Source organism: Arthrobacter sp. NPDC058192, assembly GCF_042883665.1.
Taxonomy (GTDB): Bacteria; Actinomycetota; Actinomycetes; order Actinomycetales; family Micrococcaceae; genus Arthrobacter.
The window spans coordinates 81,893-97,576 of the sequence record NZ_JBHVVJ010000019.1; the positions used below are offsets into that span (position 1 = coordinate 81,893).

14 protein-coding genes are annotated in these 15,684 nt (G+C 67.2%); 7 read left to right on the forward strand and 7 right to left on the reverse strand.

Annotated elements, in window-relative coordinates; translation table 11 throughout:
- Positions 1-12: 12 nt before the first annotated feature.
- The 3 genes from hutH to ACFVVK_RS18000 form a co-directional block, all read right to left on the reverse strand.
- Positions 13-1,602, reverse strand: coding sequence for a histidine ammonia-lyase (hutH, locus tag ACFVVK_RS17990; RefSeq protein ID WP_390270004.1), 1,590 nt, complete (start codon positions 1,600-1,602; stop codon positions 13-15).
- A 53-nt stretch (positions 1,603-1,655) separates the two neighbouring features.
- Positions 1,656-3,359 carry a urocanate hydratase gene (locus ACFVVK_RS17995; protein ID WP_390270007.1) on the reverse strand — a complete coding sequence of 568 codons (1,704 nt, stop codon included), beginning with the start codon at positions 3,357-3,359 and terminating at the stop codon, positions 1,656-1,658.
- A 267-nt stretch (positions 3,360-3,626) separates the two neighbouring features.
- Entirely contained in the window at positions 3,627-4,589 is a 963-nt protein-coding gene (locus ACFVVK_RS18000; RefSeq protein ID WP_390270010.1) for an IclR family transcriptional regulator, read from the reverse strand.
- Between the two features lie 214 nt (positions 4,590-4,803).
- On the opposite strand from ACFVVK_RS18000, the gene ACFVVK_RS18005 reads away from it, so the two are divergent.
- Together ACFVVK_RS18005 and ACFVVK_RS18010 are read left to right on the forward strand one after the other, a co-directional pair.
- Positions 4,804-5,448, forward strand: a complete 645-nt coding sequence (locus ACFVVK_RS18005; protein ID WP_390270013.1) for an SDR family NAD(P)-dependent oxidoreductase — start codon at positions 4,804-4,806, stop codon at positions 5,446-5,448.
- Positions 5,449-5,483: 35 nt separating this feature from the next.
- Positions 5,484-5,924, forward strand: a complete 441-nt coding sequence (locus ACFVVK_RS18010; RefSeq protein WP_390270016.1) for a protein-tyrosine phosphatase family protein — start codon at positions 5,484-5,486, stop codon at positions 5,922-5,924.
- A 49-nt stretch (positions 5,925-5,973) separates the two neighbouring features.
- On the opposite strand, the gene ACFVVK_RS18015 is transcribed toward ACFVVK_RS18010, so the two are convergent.
- Positions 5,974-6,945: an NAD(P)-dependent alcohol dehydrogenase gene (locus tag ACFVVK_RS18015; RefSeq protein ID WP_390270019.1), complete on the reverse strand. Its 972-nt coding sequence runs from the start codon at positions 6,943-6,945 to the stop codon at positions 5,974-5,976.
- A 231-nt stretch (positions 6,946-7,176) separates the two neighbouring features.
- On the opposite strand from ACFVVK_RS18015, the gene ACFVVK_RS18020 reads away from it, so the two are divergent.
- Both ACFVVK_RS18020 and ACFVVK_RS18025 read left to right on the forward strand, forming a co-directional pair.
- On the forward strand, positions 7,177-8,661 hold the full coding sequence (locus ACFVVK_RS18020) for an amino acid permease (RefSeq protein WP_390270021.1): 1,485 nt from the start codon (positions 7,177-7,179) through the stop codon (positions 8,659-8,661).
- Between the two features lie 17 nt (positions 8,662-8,678).
- A complete protein-coding gene (locus ACFVVK_RS18025) occupies positions 8,679-9,314 on the forward strand; it encodes a LysE family translocator (RefSeq protein ID WP_390270024.1) in 636 nt (211 codons plus the stop codon).
- 15 nt (positions 9,315-9,329) lie between these two features.
- On the opposite strand, the gene ACFVVK_RS18030 is transcribed toward ACFVVK_RS18025, so the two are convergent.
- From ACFVVK_RS18030 to ACFVVK_RS18040, 3 genes are all read right to left on the reverse strand, one after another.
- On the reverse strand, positions 9,330-10,247 hold the full coding sequence (locus ACFVVK_RS18030) for a hydroxymethylglutaryl-CoA lyase (protein ID WP_390270027.1): 918 nt from the start codon (positions 10,245-10,247) through the stop codon (positions 9,330-9,332).
- Entirely contained in the window at positions 10,247-11,518 is a 1,272-nt protein-coding gene (locus tag ACFVVK_RS18035; RefSeq protein ID WP_390270030.1) for a CaiB/BaiF CoA transferase family protein, read from the reverse strand. Before ACFVVK_RS18035 ends, ACFVVK_RS18030 begins: the two co-directional genes overlap by 1 nt.
- Before the next feature lie 116 nt (positions 11,519-11,634).
- Complete coding sequence (locus ACFVVK_RS18040) at positions 11,635-12,432, reverse strand: IclR family transcriptional regulator (protein WP_390270033.1); 798 nt, start codon at positions 12,430-12,432, stop codon at positions 11,635-11,637.
- 256 nt (positions 12,433-12,688) lie between these two features.
- On the opposite strand from ACFVVK_RS18040, the gene ACFVVK_RS18045 reads away from it, so the two are divergent.
- The 3 genes from ACFVVK_RS18045 to ACFVVK_RS18055 all read left to right on the forward strand — a co-directional run bounded on the left by ACFVVK_RS18045 (position 12,689) and on the right by ACFVVK_RS18055 (position 15,550).
- Positions 12,689-13,528: an ABC transporter ATP-binding protein gene (locus tag ACFVVK_RS18045; RefSeq protein ID WP_390270036.1), complete on the forward strand. Its 840-nt coding sequence runs from the start codon at positions 12,689-12,691 to the stop codon at positions 13,526-13,528.
- Positions 13,525-14,373, forward strand: a complete 849-nt coding sequence (locus tag ACFVVK_RS18050) for an ABC transporter permease (RefSeq protein WP_390270039.1) — start codon at positions 13,525-13,527, stop codon at positions 14,371-14,373. Before ACFVVK_RS18045 ends, ACFVVK_RS18050 begins: the two co-directional genes overlap by 4 nt.
- A gap of 97 nt (positions 14,374-14,470) precedes the next feature.
- Complete coding sequence (locus ACFVVK_RS18055; RefSeq protein WP_390270042.1) at positions 14,471-15,550, forward strand: ABC transporter substrate-binding protein; 1,080 nt, start codon at positions 14,471-14,473, stop codon at positions 15,548-15,550.
- Positions 15,551-15,684: the final 134 nt, after the last annotated feature.

Genomic DNA, 15,684 nt, shown 5'->3' on the forward strand with positions numbered 1-15,684 from the left:
CTTTGTTTCCTTTCAGGCGAGATTTCCGACGGCGGATTCGGCCGCCGCCCGGATTCGGCCCGACGCCACCAGCGCGTCAGCCGCTTCCAGCTCCGGCGACAGGAACCGGTCGGTTCCGGGACCGTCGACGACGTCGCGCAGCGCGGCGATCACGGCGGTGCCGGCGGGGCCCGGCGTGAGTTCGCCCCCGGAGACCTGGGTGCGGATGTCCAGCGCGCGTGCCGAGGCCACCAGTTCGACGGCCAGCACGCGGCGCAGGTTCTCCACCGCCTTGCGGAGCTTGCGCGCCGCGTGCCAGCCCATGGAGACGTGGTCTTCCTGCATCGCGGAGCTCGGGATCGAGTCGACCGACGCCGGCACGGCCAGGCGCTTGCTGTCCGAAACCAGTCCGGCCTGGGTGTACTGGGCGATCATGAGGCCCGAGTCGACGCCGGGGTCCGCTGCGAGGAAGGCGGGCAGCCCGTGCGAGCGCGCCGGATCCAGCATCCGGTCGGTCCGGCGCTCCGCGATGGAGCTCAGGTCCGCGACGGCGATGGCCAGGAAGTCCAGCACGTAGGCCACCGGGGCGCCATGGAAATTGCCGTTGGAGCTGACGCGGCCGTCGGGCAGGACCACCGGGTTGTCGATCGCGGCGGCCAGTTCCCGGGAGGCGACCAGGGCCGCGTGCTCCACGGTGTCCCGGACAGCGCCGGCCACCTGCGGTGCGCAGCGCAGCGAGTACGCGTCCTGGACCTTGGTGTCATTGATCCGGTGCGAGGCCACGATCGGGGAGTTGGACAGGACCCGGAGCATGTTGTCCGCGGAGGCGGCCTGTCCCGGGTGCGGCCGGAGCGCGGCGTGCAGCTCGGGCAGGAACACCTGGTCCGTGCCGAGCAGCGCCTCGACGCTGAGCGCGGCGGTGATGTCCGCCGTCGTGAGCAGTTGCCGGATGTCCGCGATGGCCATCAGCAGCATCCCCAGCATGCCCTCGGTGCCGTTGACCAGGGCCAGGCCCTCCTTTTCGGCCAGCGTGACGGGTTCGATCCCGTGCTCCGCGAGGAGCTCCGCGACCGGACGGCCGTCCTTGCTGCCGTACAGCGTGCCGTCGGGGCCGGTCGCCTCGCCTTCGCCCATGAGGACGAGGGCGCAGTGGGACAGCGGCGCGAGGTCCCCGGAGCAGCCGAGCGAGCCGAATTCGCGGACCACCGGGGTGATGCCGGCGTTGAGGACGTCTACCATGGTCTGCAGGACCACGGGGCGGACGCCGGTCCGGCCGGAGGCGAGGGTCTTGGCGCGCAGGAACATGATGCCGCGGACCACCTCGCGTTCCACGGCCGGGCCCATGCCGGCGGCGTGGCTGCGGATCAGGGATTTCTGCAGCTGGGTGCGCAGCTCGCCCGGGATGTGCCGGTTGGCCAGCGCCCCGAAGCCGGTGGAGATGCCGTACGCCGGGACGTCGCTGTGGGCGAGGTCGTCGATGTGGGCGCGGACCCGGGCGACCGCGTCGAGGGCTTCCGGGGCGATGGTCACCTTGGCGTCGTGGCGTCCGACGGCGACAACGTCTTCGGGGGTGACGCCGCTGGAGCCGAGGGTGACGGTCAGCGGTTCGTGGGTTGGGGCCACGCGACCAGGGTTAACTGGCCGAGCTTGCGAGGTTAGGGAGGTCGTTGGGATGGTCACTTTTTGGTTCCTTCGGTCATGGGGATGCGGACGCCGCGTTCCTTGGCGACATCGGCGGCGCGGTCGTAGCCGGCGTCGACGTGGCGGATAACGCCCATGCCGGGGTCGTTGGTGAGGAGGCGTTCGAGCTTTTGCGCGGCGAGGTCGGTGCCGTCCGCTACGGAGACCTGGCCGGCGTGGATGGAGCGGCCGATGCCGACGCCGCCGCCGTGGTGGATGGACACCCAGGTGGCGCCGGAGGCGGTGTTGAGCAGGGCGTTGAGCAGCGGCCAGTCGGCGATCGCGTCGGAGCCGTCGGCCATGGCCTCGGTTTCCCGGTACGGGGAGGCGACGGAGCCGGAGTCGAGGTGGTCGCGGCCGATCACGATGGGCGCCTTGACCTTGCCTTCCTTGACGAGCTGGTTGAACAGCAGGCCGGCCTTGGCGCGTTCGCCGTAGCCGAGCCAGCAGATGCGCGCCGGCAGGCCCTCGAACTCGACGCGTTCGCCGGCGGCGTCGATCCAGCGGTGCAGGTGCTTGTTCTCGGGGAAGAGCTCCTTGATGGCCGCATCCGTGACCGCGATGTCCTCGGGGTCACCGGAGAGCGCCACCCAGCGGAACGGGCCGAGGCCCTCGCAGAACAGCGGGCGGATGTAGGCCGGGACGAAGCCGGGGAATTCGAAGGCGCGGTCGTAGCCGCCCTTACGGGCCTCGTCGCGGATGGAGTTGCCGTAGTCGAAGACCTCGGCGCCGGCGTCCTGGAACTCGACCATGGCCTGGACGTGCTTGGCCATCGAGGCCTGGGCCTTCTTGGTGAAGCCCTCCGGGTCGGCCGCGGCCTCGCGGTGCCATTCCTCGACCGTGATGCCCTCGGGGAGGTAGCTCAGGGGATCGTGGGCGGAGGTCTGGTCCGTGACAATGTCCACGGTGAGCTCGCCGGCGTTGTGGCGGCGCAGGATCTCCGGGAACACCTCGGCGGCGTTGCCGACGTAGCCCACGGACCAGCCGCGGCGCTCCTCCTTGGCTGCCAGGACCTTGGCGATCGCGGCGTCGAGGTCGGTTTCGACCTCGTCGAGGTAGCGCTTGGCCGCGCGGCGGCGCAAGCGGGTCTCGTCGACGTCGACGATCAGGCAGGCGCCGTCGTTCAGGGTGACGGCGAGCGGCTGGGCGCCGCCCATGCCGCCGCAGCCGCCGGTGAGGGTCAGGGTGCCGGCAAGAGTGCCGTTCTCGTCGCCGGTGAGTTTGCGGGCGATCGCGGCGAAGGTCTCGAAAGTGCCCTGCAGGATGCCCTGGGTGCCGATGTAGATCCAGGAGCCGGCGGTCATCTGGCCGTACATCATCAGGCCCTCGGCCTCGAGACGGCGGAACTCGGGCCAGGTGGCCCAGTCGCCGACGAGGTTGGAGTTGGCCAGCAGGACGCGCGGGGCCCACTCGTTGGTGCGGAAAACGCCAACGGGCTTGCCGGACTGGACGAGGAGGGTCTCGTCCTTTTCCATGGTTTCCAGGGTGCGGGTGATGGCGTCGAAGGCGGCCCAGCTGCGGACGGCGCGGCCGGTGCCGCCGTAGACCACGAGGTCCTCCGGGCGCTCGGCGACCTCAGGGTCCAGGTTGTTCATGAGCATGCGCAGCGGGGCTTCGGTCTGCCAGCTCTTGGCGGTGAGCTCGGTGCCGCGGGCTGCCTTGACCGGGCGGGCACCGGTGGTGAAATCGGCGGGTGCCATGAGGGGCTCCTTCTGTGCTGTGGTGTTCGAGGGACGTGGTGTTCGAGGGACGTGGTGTTCGAGGGACGTGGTGTTCGCGGGACGTGGTGTTCGCGGGAAGTGGTTCTGTATCAACTAAAGCCTGTCTGCAGCGCCGGAGACAGGAGGTTCAGCCCGGTGCTGTCCGGGATTCCAGACCCCGCCCCTCCCCCCGTTGCTCCGACAAATTGACTTAGCCGGGCGGGTGGCAGGCAGCCCTAAAGCGATGGCGCAACGGGGGCGGCGGGGTCAGGCCGGGCGACCGTGGATCCGGACCGAAAGCTCGTTGGCGACCTTCTGCACGCGCGCGGCCAGGGCGGGCCAGTCCTCGGCCGGCAGCTTCTCCTCGAGAAACGTCACGGCGACGGCGGCGGTGGGCCATCCGACGTGGTCGGTCACGGCGGCCGCGATCGAGCCGAAACCTGGCGTCACTTCACCGTGTTCGGTGGCGTAGCCGCGCTGCCGGACCTGGTCCAGATGCGAGGACAGTGCGGAGTACTTCATGATGGGCGACTCGGTTTCGTGCCGGGCAGTGAACGCGGCGGCATTCGGGTACAGCGCCCGAACCTGGGACTTCGGCAGCGCGGCAAGTATCGCGCGGCCGCTCGCCGTCAGATGGCTGGGCAGCCGGACCCCGACGTCGGTCACGAGGGACGGCCGGTTCTTGGCCCGCTCCTCCACGATGTAAAGCACATCGCGGCCGTGCAGCACGGCCAGGTGCGCGCTTTCGCCGATCACGTCCACGAGCGCGGCGAGCATGGGCCGGCCCAGCCGGGACAGCGGCTCCTGGCGCGTAAAGGCCGAACTGAGCTCGAAGGCGCTGATGCCCAGGCCGTAGCGCTGTTCCTCGTGCAGGTGCAGCACGAAGCCGTTCGCCTCCATCACGCCGAGCAGGTGGTAGACGCTGGAGCGCGGCAGGCCCAGCACCGTGGCGATGTTCGACGCCGCCATCGGCCCGCGCCGGGAGGCCAGCAGCTTGAGGATGCGCAGCGTGTTCTCCGCCGCCGGCACTTTCGACGCCGGCTTGACGCCGGCGCTCCTGCTGGCAGGTTTGGGGGCGGACGCTGCCGCCGCCCCGGTCGGGGCTTCGACGGCGGTCCCGACGGCGGCCTCGACTGCGGACTCGGGGGCGCTTCCGCCTGTGTTTCCGGCCATAGCCGCTGCTGCGGCGGAGGCGGACGGGTGGCTCAAGGTGGTGCTGGTGGCTGGCATGGCTCCTCTTCAAAACGGGCAGTGTCCGGTATCCCGTACTTAAGCATGCGCCCAGCGGTTCGTCCCGGGTAGACCACCCGCCCTCGCAGTGTCTGGGACTCCGGACACTGCGAGGGCGGCGCCGCGGGCCTTCTGCCCCTATCCCCTGCGGCCCCGCCAGTGTTTCCTGAAGGCGTTTCGACGGCAGAGGTCTCGCGCGGAAAGGCAGGAAGGCATGGTTTCGGTACTGTCGGGCAAAGTGGCATTGGTGGCGGGAGCCACGCGCGGCGCCGGCCGCGGCACCGCCGTCGCCCTCGGCGAGGCCGGAGCCGTCGTGTACTGCACCGGCCGCACGACGTCCGGCCGGCGGTCCGACTATGGCCGGCCGGAAACAATAGAGGAGACGGCCCAGCTGGTCACCGCCGCCGGCGGGACGGGGATCGCCGCCGCCGTCGACCACCTGGTGCCGTCAGAGGTGAAGGCCCTGGTGCAGCGGATCGACGCGGAGCAAGGCGGGCTGGATATCCTCGTGAACGACATCTGGGGCGGCGAAGACCTTATCGAGTGGGGCACGCCGTTGTGGGCCCACGATCTGGCCGCCGGTCTGCGGATGCTTCGCGGCGCCGTCGACACGCATCTGATCACCAGTCATTTCGCCTTGCCGCTGCTCATCCGCCGGCCCGGCGGCCTGGTGGTGGAGATGACTGACGGGACCCGGGACCCTGACCTGCATCGGCGCAGCGGCGGCTCGTATTCCTCGGGCGGGCTGGCACGCGAGTACGGCTTCACCGACGTCGACGGCTCGCAGCCCGACTGCTGGCGGTATCTGGTGGAGGTGCAGGAAGCGGGACTTCCGGCGGACGCGACGGGGTACCGCTGAAGCCAAGCGGCGGAGGAAAGACTACGATCTGGATCATGAAGGATACGTGGGAGGCGTCCCAGGCCGGTGTCCTGGTTCTGCCCTCCGGCCGGTGCATCCGCGGCCGCGGCCTGCACTATCCGCTTCCGCCCGGGCCGCTCCCCGAGTTCGGCGTGTACCTGCTGGGCAAGCCGCCGCCGGCCGCGTCGTGGGAATTCCGCTGGGTGCGGTGGCCCGATCTCCGGCTGCCCGCCGACCAGGCCGACGCCCTGGACGCACTATCGGAAGCTTGGCGCCGGGCGGAGTCCGAGCGGGTGGAGGTCGCCTGCATGCGCGGAATCGGCAGAACCGGCACCGCCCTGGCCTGCATCGCCATCCTGGACGGGGTTCCGCCGGAGCAGGCAGTGACATACGTGCGCCGGAACTACCGCCGGCGGACGGTGGAGACGCCCGGGCAGCGCCGGTACGTGGCCCGCTTCAGGCCTCAGGAGGCGTGACCCGTTTGCCAACGCGGGACCTTCCCGCCCAGAAGCCGCGGGCCGCATCTCAGAGGACGACGACGGCCTTGCCGCGGAGATGGCCGTCGTGCACGTCCCGGATTGCCGCCGGCGCGTCGGCCAGGGCGTAGCACTTGCCGACGACCGGGGTCACCGTGCCGGCTTCGATGAGCCCGGTGAGGAACCGCAGGTCCTCCGCCCGCTCGTCCGACATGACGCCCTTGAGCCGCTGGCCGACAAACGCTGACAGCAGCCCCGCGCCCAGCGAGCGTTCAAAGCCGCCCGTCAGCCGCCCTCCGCCCTCCCCGCCGACGATGGCGAGCGTTCCCTTCGGCGTTAGTGGCCGCCGGAGGACGGAGAGCGGACGGTTGCCAGCGGTATCCACGATGAGGTCGAAGTGCCTGGCCCCGTCCGCGAAGTCATCATGCTTGTAGTCAATGACGTGGTCCGCGCCGATCGACCGGACCAGGTCCGTTTTCAAAGTGCTGCACACCCCCGTCACCTGCGCCCCGAACGCCTTGGCGAGCTGCACCGCATACGCGCCGACGCCGCCTGCCGCGCCGATAACCAGGACCTCCTGGCCGGCCTGGACCTTGCCGACGTCGCGGAGCGCCTGGAGTGCAGTGACGGCGGAAATCGGGACGGCGGCAGCCTGCTCGAAGCTGAGGTTCTTCGGCTTCAGCGCGAGCCTGGCCTCCTTCGCGCACGCGTATTCCGCAAACGATCCGTCGCAGGTGCCGTACACCTCATCGCCCGGCCGGAAGCCGACCACGTTCCGGCCCGCTGCCTCCACCAGGCCAGCCACGGCACGGCCCCGGATGCGTGTCTTCGGTTTCGAAAGCCCGTACCCGATGGCCCGGGTCAGATACGGAAGTCCCGTCATGAGGTGCCAGACGCCCGGGTCGACGCCGGCGGCCCGGACCCGGATCAGCACGTCGTCATCGCCGGGAACGGGAGCTTCGACGTCGCGCAGTTCCAGCACTTCAACGGACCCGTAAACATCCTGGACGATCGCTTTCATGGTGATCTGCCTGCCGCTCCCGCAACCAACCCGCGATGTGAACACACCTGACATCCGGAAACTAGAGAAACCCCGGCGCGGTGTCAAGCGTTTCGGCCTCTTCGGAGGATGAAGTCCGATGGCCCACAGTCTGAAATCAAAGACATGAAATGCCCGTGAGTCTCATCACAGCGATGCTGAACATGGTCTGCTGGATAGCGATCCCCCTCCCAATGACGAGAAGGTATTCGCATGCAACAAGCCCAAACCGCGACACAACCGGCCACTGCAGAAGCAGGCAACGGCGGCGCCGTCACAGCCGGTGATTCCGTCCTCAGCAGGGGGCTGAATGTCCGCCATATCCGGTTCATGGCGCTGGGCTCGGCGATCGGCACGGGGCTGTTCTACGGATCAGCTTCCGCCATCCAGAAGGCAGGGCCCGCCGTCTTGTTCGCCTACATGATCGGCGGCGCGGCAGTGTTCATGGTGATGCGCGCCCTGGGTGAAATGGCGGTCCGGCATCCGGTGTCCGGGTCCTTCGGCCAGTACGCGAGCCGTTATCTGGGACCGCTGGCCGGGTTCGTCACGGGCTGGACCTACGTTTTTGAAATGGCGATTGTGGCCATCGCGGACGTCACGGCCTTCAGCATCTACATGGGATTCTGGTTCCCGGAGGTGGAGCGCTGGGTGTGGGTGCTGGCCATCATCTTCTTCCTGGCCGCCCTGAACCTGCTCAGCGTCAAGGTCTTCGGCGAGCTCGAGTTCTGGTTCTCGTTGATCAAGGTGGCGGCCATCATCGCGATGATCGCCGGCGGCGCGGCGATCATCGTATTCGGCTTCCAGACCGGCGGCGCCACCGTGGCGCCCGGACTGGGCAACCTCGTGGAACACGGGGGCCTGTTCCCCAACGGGTTTGAAGGCCTCCTGGCCTCCTTCGCGGTGGTGATGTTCGCCTTCGGCGGGGTGGAGACTCTGGGCATCACGGCCGGCGAAGCGGCCGACCCGAAGAAAGTCATCCCCAAGGCCGTCAACACCGTTCCGGTGCGGGTCCTGCTGTTCTATGTGCTGACCCTGGGCGTGCTGATGAGCCTGTTCCCGTGGGATGGGATCGGCAGCAACGGCAGCCCCTTCGTGCAGATTTTCAGCGGCCTGGGCATTCCGGCGGCGCCCCACATCCTCAACGCCGTGGTGATCACGGCGGCGCTCTCCGCCGTGAACAGCGACATCTTCGGCGCCGGCCGGATCCTGTTCGGCCTGGCCCGGCAGGGGCACGCCCCGGCAAGCTTCGGCAAGGTATCCCGCCAGGGGGTGCCGTGGATGACCGTGGTGATGATGACAGGCATCCTGCTGGTGGGGGTCGTCCTCAACGCCGTGATCCCGGAGGATGTTTTCCTGCTGATCGCCTCGATCGCGACCTTCGCCACCGTGTGGGTCTGGGCCATGATCCTGGCATCCCATGTCGCGATGAAACGCGAAATCGCGCGCAAGGGGCTGCCGGCGTCGGAGTTTCCGTCCCCCTGGTGGCCGGCCGCGTCCGTGCTGACCATCGCCTTCATGGCCCTCGTGATCGCAATTCTGGGTGCCTTCGAGGACACCCGGGTGGCACTGTATGTTGGCGCGGTCTGGCTCGGTGTGCTGGTGGTGGCCTACCGGCTCTGGGTTCGCGGTCATGGCCGGGCTCGGGCCGAGCTCGCCGATGAAACGGCGCAGCTCCCGCAGGTGCCTGCCGGCCGGTAGCGGGGCTAAGATCAGGCATGGTTCCAGTCCCTAACCTCCTGGCCTTCGCCGTTGCTGCCCTCATCCTGATCGCCATGCCGGGCCCCAGCGTGCTGTTCGTGATCGGGCGGACCCTGGCGTTGGGCCGCAAGGGCGGACTGCTCAGCGTCCTGGGCAACGCGGCAGGCGAGTTGGTGCAGGTCGCGGCCGTGGCGCTGGGCGTCGGAGTGGTGCTGGCCCAGTCCCTCCTGCTCTTCAGCGCGGTGAAGTTCGCCGGCGCCGCCTATCTGGTGTATCTGGGGATCCAGGCGATCCGGCACCGCGGCGGCGGCCCGACGGCGGCGGACCCGTCCAACCCGTCGTCGACCGCGCGGGTGCTCCGGGAGGGATTCATTGTGGGCGCGACCAACCCGAAGTCGATCGTCTTCTTCGTGGCCGTGCTCCCGCAGTTCGTGGACTACTCCGCCGGCGCAATTCCGGTCCAGCTCGCCACCCTCGGCGCGGTGTTCCTGCTGATCGCACTGGTGTCCGACAGCACGTGGGCCCTCGTGGCGGGAACGGCCCGGCACTGGTTTGCCCGGTCTCCCCGGCGGATCGGCGCGCTCAGCACCACCGGTGGCGTGATGATGATCGGACTGGGCGGCACGCTGGCGCTGACGGGCACGAAGACCTAGCGAACCACCCTGTGCTCAGGCCGCGTTCGGGAAGACGCCAGCGCCCGCAAGCCCGGAGCGCGGCGCGGTCTGCACCTTGGCGCAGATCCAGCGGCCGAGTTCCGTGGCGCGCACCGGATCAATGGCGGTATCGAACCCGGCCCGCCCCAGCATCCACACCAAGTCCTCGGTGGAGACGTTCCCGGCCGCTCCGGGGGCAAAGGGGCACCCGCCCAAGCCTCCGACTGCACTGTCGAAGACCCCGACGCCGGCGGCCATCGCCGCGTAAGTATTGGCCAAGGCGGTGTGGCGCGTCTCGTGCAAATGCGCCCGCAACTGCGCGTCGGTTTCAGCACGCAGCGCGGTGAAAAGCGCACCGACCTGCCACGGAACGGCGCAGCCGATGGTATCGGCGAGCGCGAGCTCGGCCAGCTTGCCGCGCGACAATGCGCTCCGGACCACCGAGAGGGTCTGTTCCTGCGGGACATCGCCCTGGTAGGGGCAGCCGAAGGCGACGGCGGCGGTCACGGTGAGCGGAATCGAGGCCGCGGAAGCGATCGAGGATACTTCCGCCAGGGAATCGAGGGCCGCCGCCACGGTGGTGTTCTGGTTTGCCGCGGCGAAGGCGTCCGTCACGGGCAGCACGTAGTTCATCTCGTCCACACCCGCGTCCACCGCGCGGACGGCACCCCTCGTATTCAGGACCAGCCCGATAAAGCTGGCACCGCTATCGCGGGGCACCCCGGCCATGACCGCGTCGGCGTCAGCCATCTGCGGGACCTTTTTGGGGTTCACGAAGCTGACCGCTTCAATCCGCCGCGCCCCCAGGGAGATGAGCTCGTTGATGAGCCGCAGCTTGTCGCCGGTACTGACGGGCACCTTCTCGTTCTGGAGTCCGTCCCGGGGACTGACATCGACAATGGAAACGGCCCGTGAGCCCTGTACATCAGTCATCAGATGGCACCTTCATCTCTGGCGGTCTGCAATTCCTCATCGGAGAGCCCGAGCAACCCTTCATAGATCGCCCGGTTATGCGACCCCGGGGTTAGCGGCCCACTCCAGCCGATGCCCCCCGCACTTCGGGTCAGGCGGGGAACGATCCCGGGCTGGACCACGGTGCCCAGTTCTTCGTCAGGCACTTCCACCAGCATCCCCCTGGCGCGCATCTGGGGATCCGCGAAGATGTCCTCAATGCTGCTAACCGGGCTGTTCGGCACGGAATGCCGGTCCAGGACCGCTGTCAGCTCCTCATGGCTGTAGCCTGCCGCCCACTCGGCGATCAGGGATTCCAGCGCCTCTTGGTTCACGCCCCGGGCCGCGTGGTTGCTGTAGCGCGCGTCCGACGCCAGTTCGGGGCGTTCCATGGCCGCGGCCAACCGCACGAAGACGGAGTCCTGGTTTGCGGCGATCACGACCCACTTGCCGTCACTGGAACGAAAGATGTTCGACGGCGCGATCCCCTTGAGGCCCGATCCGCTGGGACCCGGCACAATGCCTGCTGCCGCGTAGTCGGGCACGGCGCTCTCCAGGAGTGAAAAGCATGCTTCCACGAGGGATACGTCCACCACCTGACCTGTTCCGCCCCGCGCATCCCGCCAGTACAGGGCCAGCAGAATGCCCTGCAGGGCATAGAGCGACGCCAGGCTGTCCCCGAGCGAGATGCCGGTGCGTGGAGGCGCCTGGTCCGGGTAGCCGTTGAGGTAGCGCAGCCCGCCGCGGGCCTCGGCCACCGAGGCGTAGCCGGGCTTTTGCGCGTCGGGTCCCGTCTGTCCGTAACCGGAGACCCTGGCGATGATGAGCCCGGGATTGGCTTTCCAAAGTTCCTCGGGGGCAAAGCCAAGGTTCTCAAGCGTTCCGGGCCGGAAGTTCTCCAGGAGCACGTCTGCTTCCCGGCAGAGTTCGAGAAAGAGTTCGCGTCCTCGCGGTGATTTCAGGTCGAGCGTCACGCACTTCTTCCCGCGGGACTGCACAGACCACCACAGGGGGTGCCCGTTGACGTGGGCCCTCCCCCATTCCCGCATCGGATCCGGCCGGTTGGGCGATTCGATCTTGATCACTTCCGCGCCGAAATCGGCGAGTTGGCGGCCTGCGAAGGGCCCGGCAATCAGGGACCCGAGTTCCAGGACGCGCACGCCGGCCAAGGGACCGTCGGCGCGGCGGGGGTCGGACGCGGTCGAAGCCCGGGGTTCGCCGCCTCGCAGGGCGGCCTCGGAAACCTTCACCATTGTGGGACTCCTGTTCTGCCGGCGCTGGCAAAATCCGTCGCAGCGTCGCGGATTCGTTTAGCCCGGAGCCTATTGAGCAGTCCTTCTCTGGCACCAGACCATTTCATATTGTGGACTTAGATCCACGATGTGGGTAGGCCTCCCTGCGGAAGTCTTCCCCCGATGCTTCGTGTCGACTCTTCTGCCGCAGCAAGTACAGGCTCAACCCAAGAGGCGCAGACGTCATACGGCATCCTCAGCGCCGGACCCATGACCGTGAGCGCGCCGTACAGTTCGGCCTGCGGGCCGAAGATGGGGGCAGAGATCCCGCTCGCGCCCGAGACGCGCTCCCCGGTGGTGATGGCAAAACCGTCCGCTCTGGCCTTGGCGACGGCGGCCTCCAGGTTTGCGGCGTCCGTGATCGTCTGGTCGGTCAGCGAGTGCAGACCCGAGCGGTAGATCTGCTCGGCCACCTCCGGGTTCCAGGCCAGAAGAACTCGTCCGGCCGCACCGACGTGGAGCGGCATGATCTCACCCACCTGAACCACTCTCCGGAGCATCCGCCGGGTCTCCGCGAGAGCGATGCACACCCGTTTCCCCTGCGATTCCCGGAAAATGCAGACCGTTTCGCCGAGCTCGTCACGCAACCGCCGCAACACGGGGGTGAGCAGTTCCAGGTGGTCGAGCCCCTGGACGGCCGGTGCCGCCCAATGGGCCATCCGGACCCCCACACGGAACCTGTCCCCGTGCCGGTCCAGGATGCCCTCCTGGACCATATTTGCCACAAGGCGCTGCACGGTCGAGTGGGGCATCCCGGTCGCGGCCCGCAACTCAGCCAGGGACAGCTCCGGCTGGGCAAGGGAAAAGGACTCAAGTATGGACGTGATTTTTCGAAGAACCAACAACGGCGTGGCCGAGGTTTCATTGGGGCTCATAGACAAAGTGTATGAGCCTGCGCCGCGGGCGCGGGCACCGGTGGACCGGACGACGTCACCTTTCTCGGATCGTTGAGTGTGACGGGGGTTACTGTTAGCATCGGGTCCACATCATGATGGTGAACCCACGATATGGAAGTCAGGCCCGACGCGTCAGAGCCGACGCAGGGGGGCGCGGGGCGGCGTACAACTGTCCGACCCGGTAAGGACCAGCAGCGAGAACAATCGGCCAGCGACGGCCGGGGAGAGTGCAACGATGCCAGCTGCAAAGGCAGACACGTCAACGTACGCGGTGGAGCTCACCGCGTGCACCAGGCAGTTCCCGATGCCAGGGGGTGAGACCTACTTCGCCGTCCGCGACATCAACCTCAAAGTCGAGCCCGGCCGGTTTGTGTCGATTGTCGGTCCCACGGGTTCGGGCAAGTCCACCATCCTCAACATGGCGGCCGGGCTGCTGAACCCAAGCGTTGGCGAAGTGAAGAGCTTTGGAGAACCGGTAAGCGGGGTAAACCGGCGGGCCTCATATATGTTCCAGCAGGACCCCCTTCTGCCGTGGAAGACCGTCATCGACAACGTGAGCCTCGGCCTGACCATGGCCGGCGTATCGAAGGCCGAAGCCCATTCGGAGGCCCGGCGATGGCTCGAGAAGGTCGGACTCAAGAATTTCGCGGACCGTTACCCGCACCAGCTCAGCGGCGGGATGCGCAAGCGTACCGCCATTGCGCAGGCCTGGATCGTCAACCCCGATGTGCTGCTCATGGACGAGCCATTCTCCGCACTCGACGTCCAGACGCGCCAGATCATGGAGAACGAACTCCTTCAGCTGTGGCAGGAATCAGGCAAGGCCGTCGTCTTCATCACGCACGATCTGGACGAGGCCATCGCACTTTCCGACGAGGTGGTGATCCTGGGGGCCGGCCCCGGAAGCACGGTCGTGGGAAGCTACGACATCGACATCCCGCGGCCCCGCGACCTGCTCGATATCCGCGATGACCCGCAATTCGTGGCCCTGCACCGCGAGATCTGGGGCCGGTTGAAAGTCGAGGTTTCAAAGACCTACGAAACTGCTCTGGCGGAAGAAGGTGAAGTCGCGTGACGCTTCTGGAATCAAAGAAAAACGGCCTCTCGGCGGCGCTCGACGGCGGCACGCGCCGACGGACCCGCCGAACGGAAATGTCGCCGCTGGCGATGCGAAGCACGCAGCTCCTGCTCACCATCGCAGTCCTTGGCGCGTGGGAGCTCTCCGTGCGTGCCGGGATAGTGGACGAGTTCTTTTTCCCGCGGCCTACGGATATCTTCCAGACCATCTGGTTGTGGGTGTCGTCGGGTTTTGTCTTCCCGCACCTGTGGATCACCATGCAGGAAGCGATCCTCGCCTTCCTCGTCGGCGCCACCGCAGGTCTTCTCCTTGGCTTCGTCCTTGCCCGCGTGCGTTTCCTCGAGCGCCTGCTGGACCCGTTCCTGCAGATGTTCAACGCCCTCCCCCGCGTGGTGCTGGCCCCGATCTTTCTGCTCTGGTTCGGCCTGGGCATCTGGTCCAAGGTCGCGTTCGGCTTCACGCTGGTGTTCTTCATTGTCTTTTTCAACACCCTCGAGGGCGTTAAGAGCGTTGACCGCGTGCTGGTCGACAATGCGCGGATGCTGGGCGCATCCGAGAAGCACCTCCTCCGCCACGTTTTCATCCCCAGCGCCCTCACCTGGATTTTCTCCAGTCTGCACATCAGCGTGGGCTTCGCCATCACGGGCGCCGTGGTGGGCGAGTACCTCGGCGCATCCGCCGGCGTGGGCTACGCCATCGCCCAGGCACAAGGAGTCTTTGATACCAAAGGCGTGTTCGCCGGGATGTTCATCCTGATGATCGTGGTGCTGGTTATCGATCTCCTCGTCAACCGCCTGGAACGGCACCTGCTCCGCTGGCGCGCCGTCCAATCGTCGTCCTAGTCACCCGCGCCCCCGGCCCAGACGTTTCCCCAGCCAGTAAAGCGCGCCGGCGTCGCGGCCTTACCGATCCACTATCACCGCTCAGAAGGGACCATCCATGACACAAATCAAAGCCCGGCAAAGGGGCCGGGGCATCATCCGGCCGCTCACCCTTGTCGCCTCCGTTGCGCTGGCCCTATCCGCCTGTGGCGCCCCGGCCGCGGCGCCTCCCGGCCAGTCCGGCAGCGCCGCAGCCGGCGGCGCTGACAGTTCGAAGGTGACCATCGGCATCGGCGGCCAGACCCTGCTGACCTACCTTCCCACCACGCTCGCGCAGGAGCTCGGCTACTTCAAAGAGGAAGGCTTGAACGTCGAGCTCCAGGACCTGCAGGGCGGCTCGAAAGCCCTGACTGCCATGATCGGCGGCAGCACCAATGTAACCAGCGGATACTACGAGCACACCATCCAGATGCAGGCCAAAAACCAGAAAATCAAAGCCTTCGTCGACATGGGAAGATCCTCCGGCCTGGTACTGCTGGTCGCCCCCAAAAACGAGGGCAAGATTAAAACCGTTGCCGATCTCAAAGGCAAGAACGTGGGCGTGACTGCCCCCGGTTCCTCCACCGACATGTTTATCAAGTACCTCCTGGCCCAGAACGGCATGCAGAAGACGGACGCGGCGGTCTCGGCCATCGGCGCCGGTTCATCGGCTGTGGCGGCCATGGAACAGGGCCAAGTGGACGCCGCCGTCATGCTCGAACCTGATGTGTCCGTGCTGACCAAGCGGGTAGGCCACCACCCAGTGATCCTCGAGGACGTCCGTTCGGCTGACGGGCTGAAGGAAGTCTTTGATACTGACGCGTGGCCGTCCTCCAGCCTCTACGCCAAGACCGAGTGGCTGGACGGGAACAAGGAAACCGCGGGCAAGCTCGCCAAGGCCATCAAGAAAACCCTCGAATTCATTGCCGGACATTCCGGTGAAGAGATCGCCGCAAAGATGCCGGAAAAATTTGCCGGCGGTGACAAGACTCTTTACGCCACGGTCATCGAGGACCTGAAGAAGACCCTCAGCAAAGACGGCGCCTTCACCGAAAACGGCGTCCAAGCCGTGCTGAAGACCCAGCAGGTGGCCAACCCGGAAGTCGGAAACAAGGACATCAAGCTGGCGGACACCTACACGAACGACTTTTTGAAGTAGCACCGCCGCGACAGCAACAAAGGGCCCGCCATCCGGAAACTTGGGTTCTAACGGTCGTTGCAACACCCAGCATTTTTGGGAGTTGCAACGACCGTGTCTCGTTTAAGCCGTGAATCATCGAGTGGAGCGCGCTC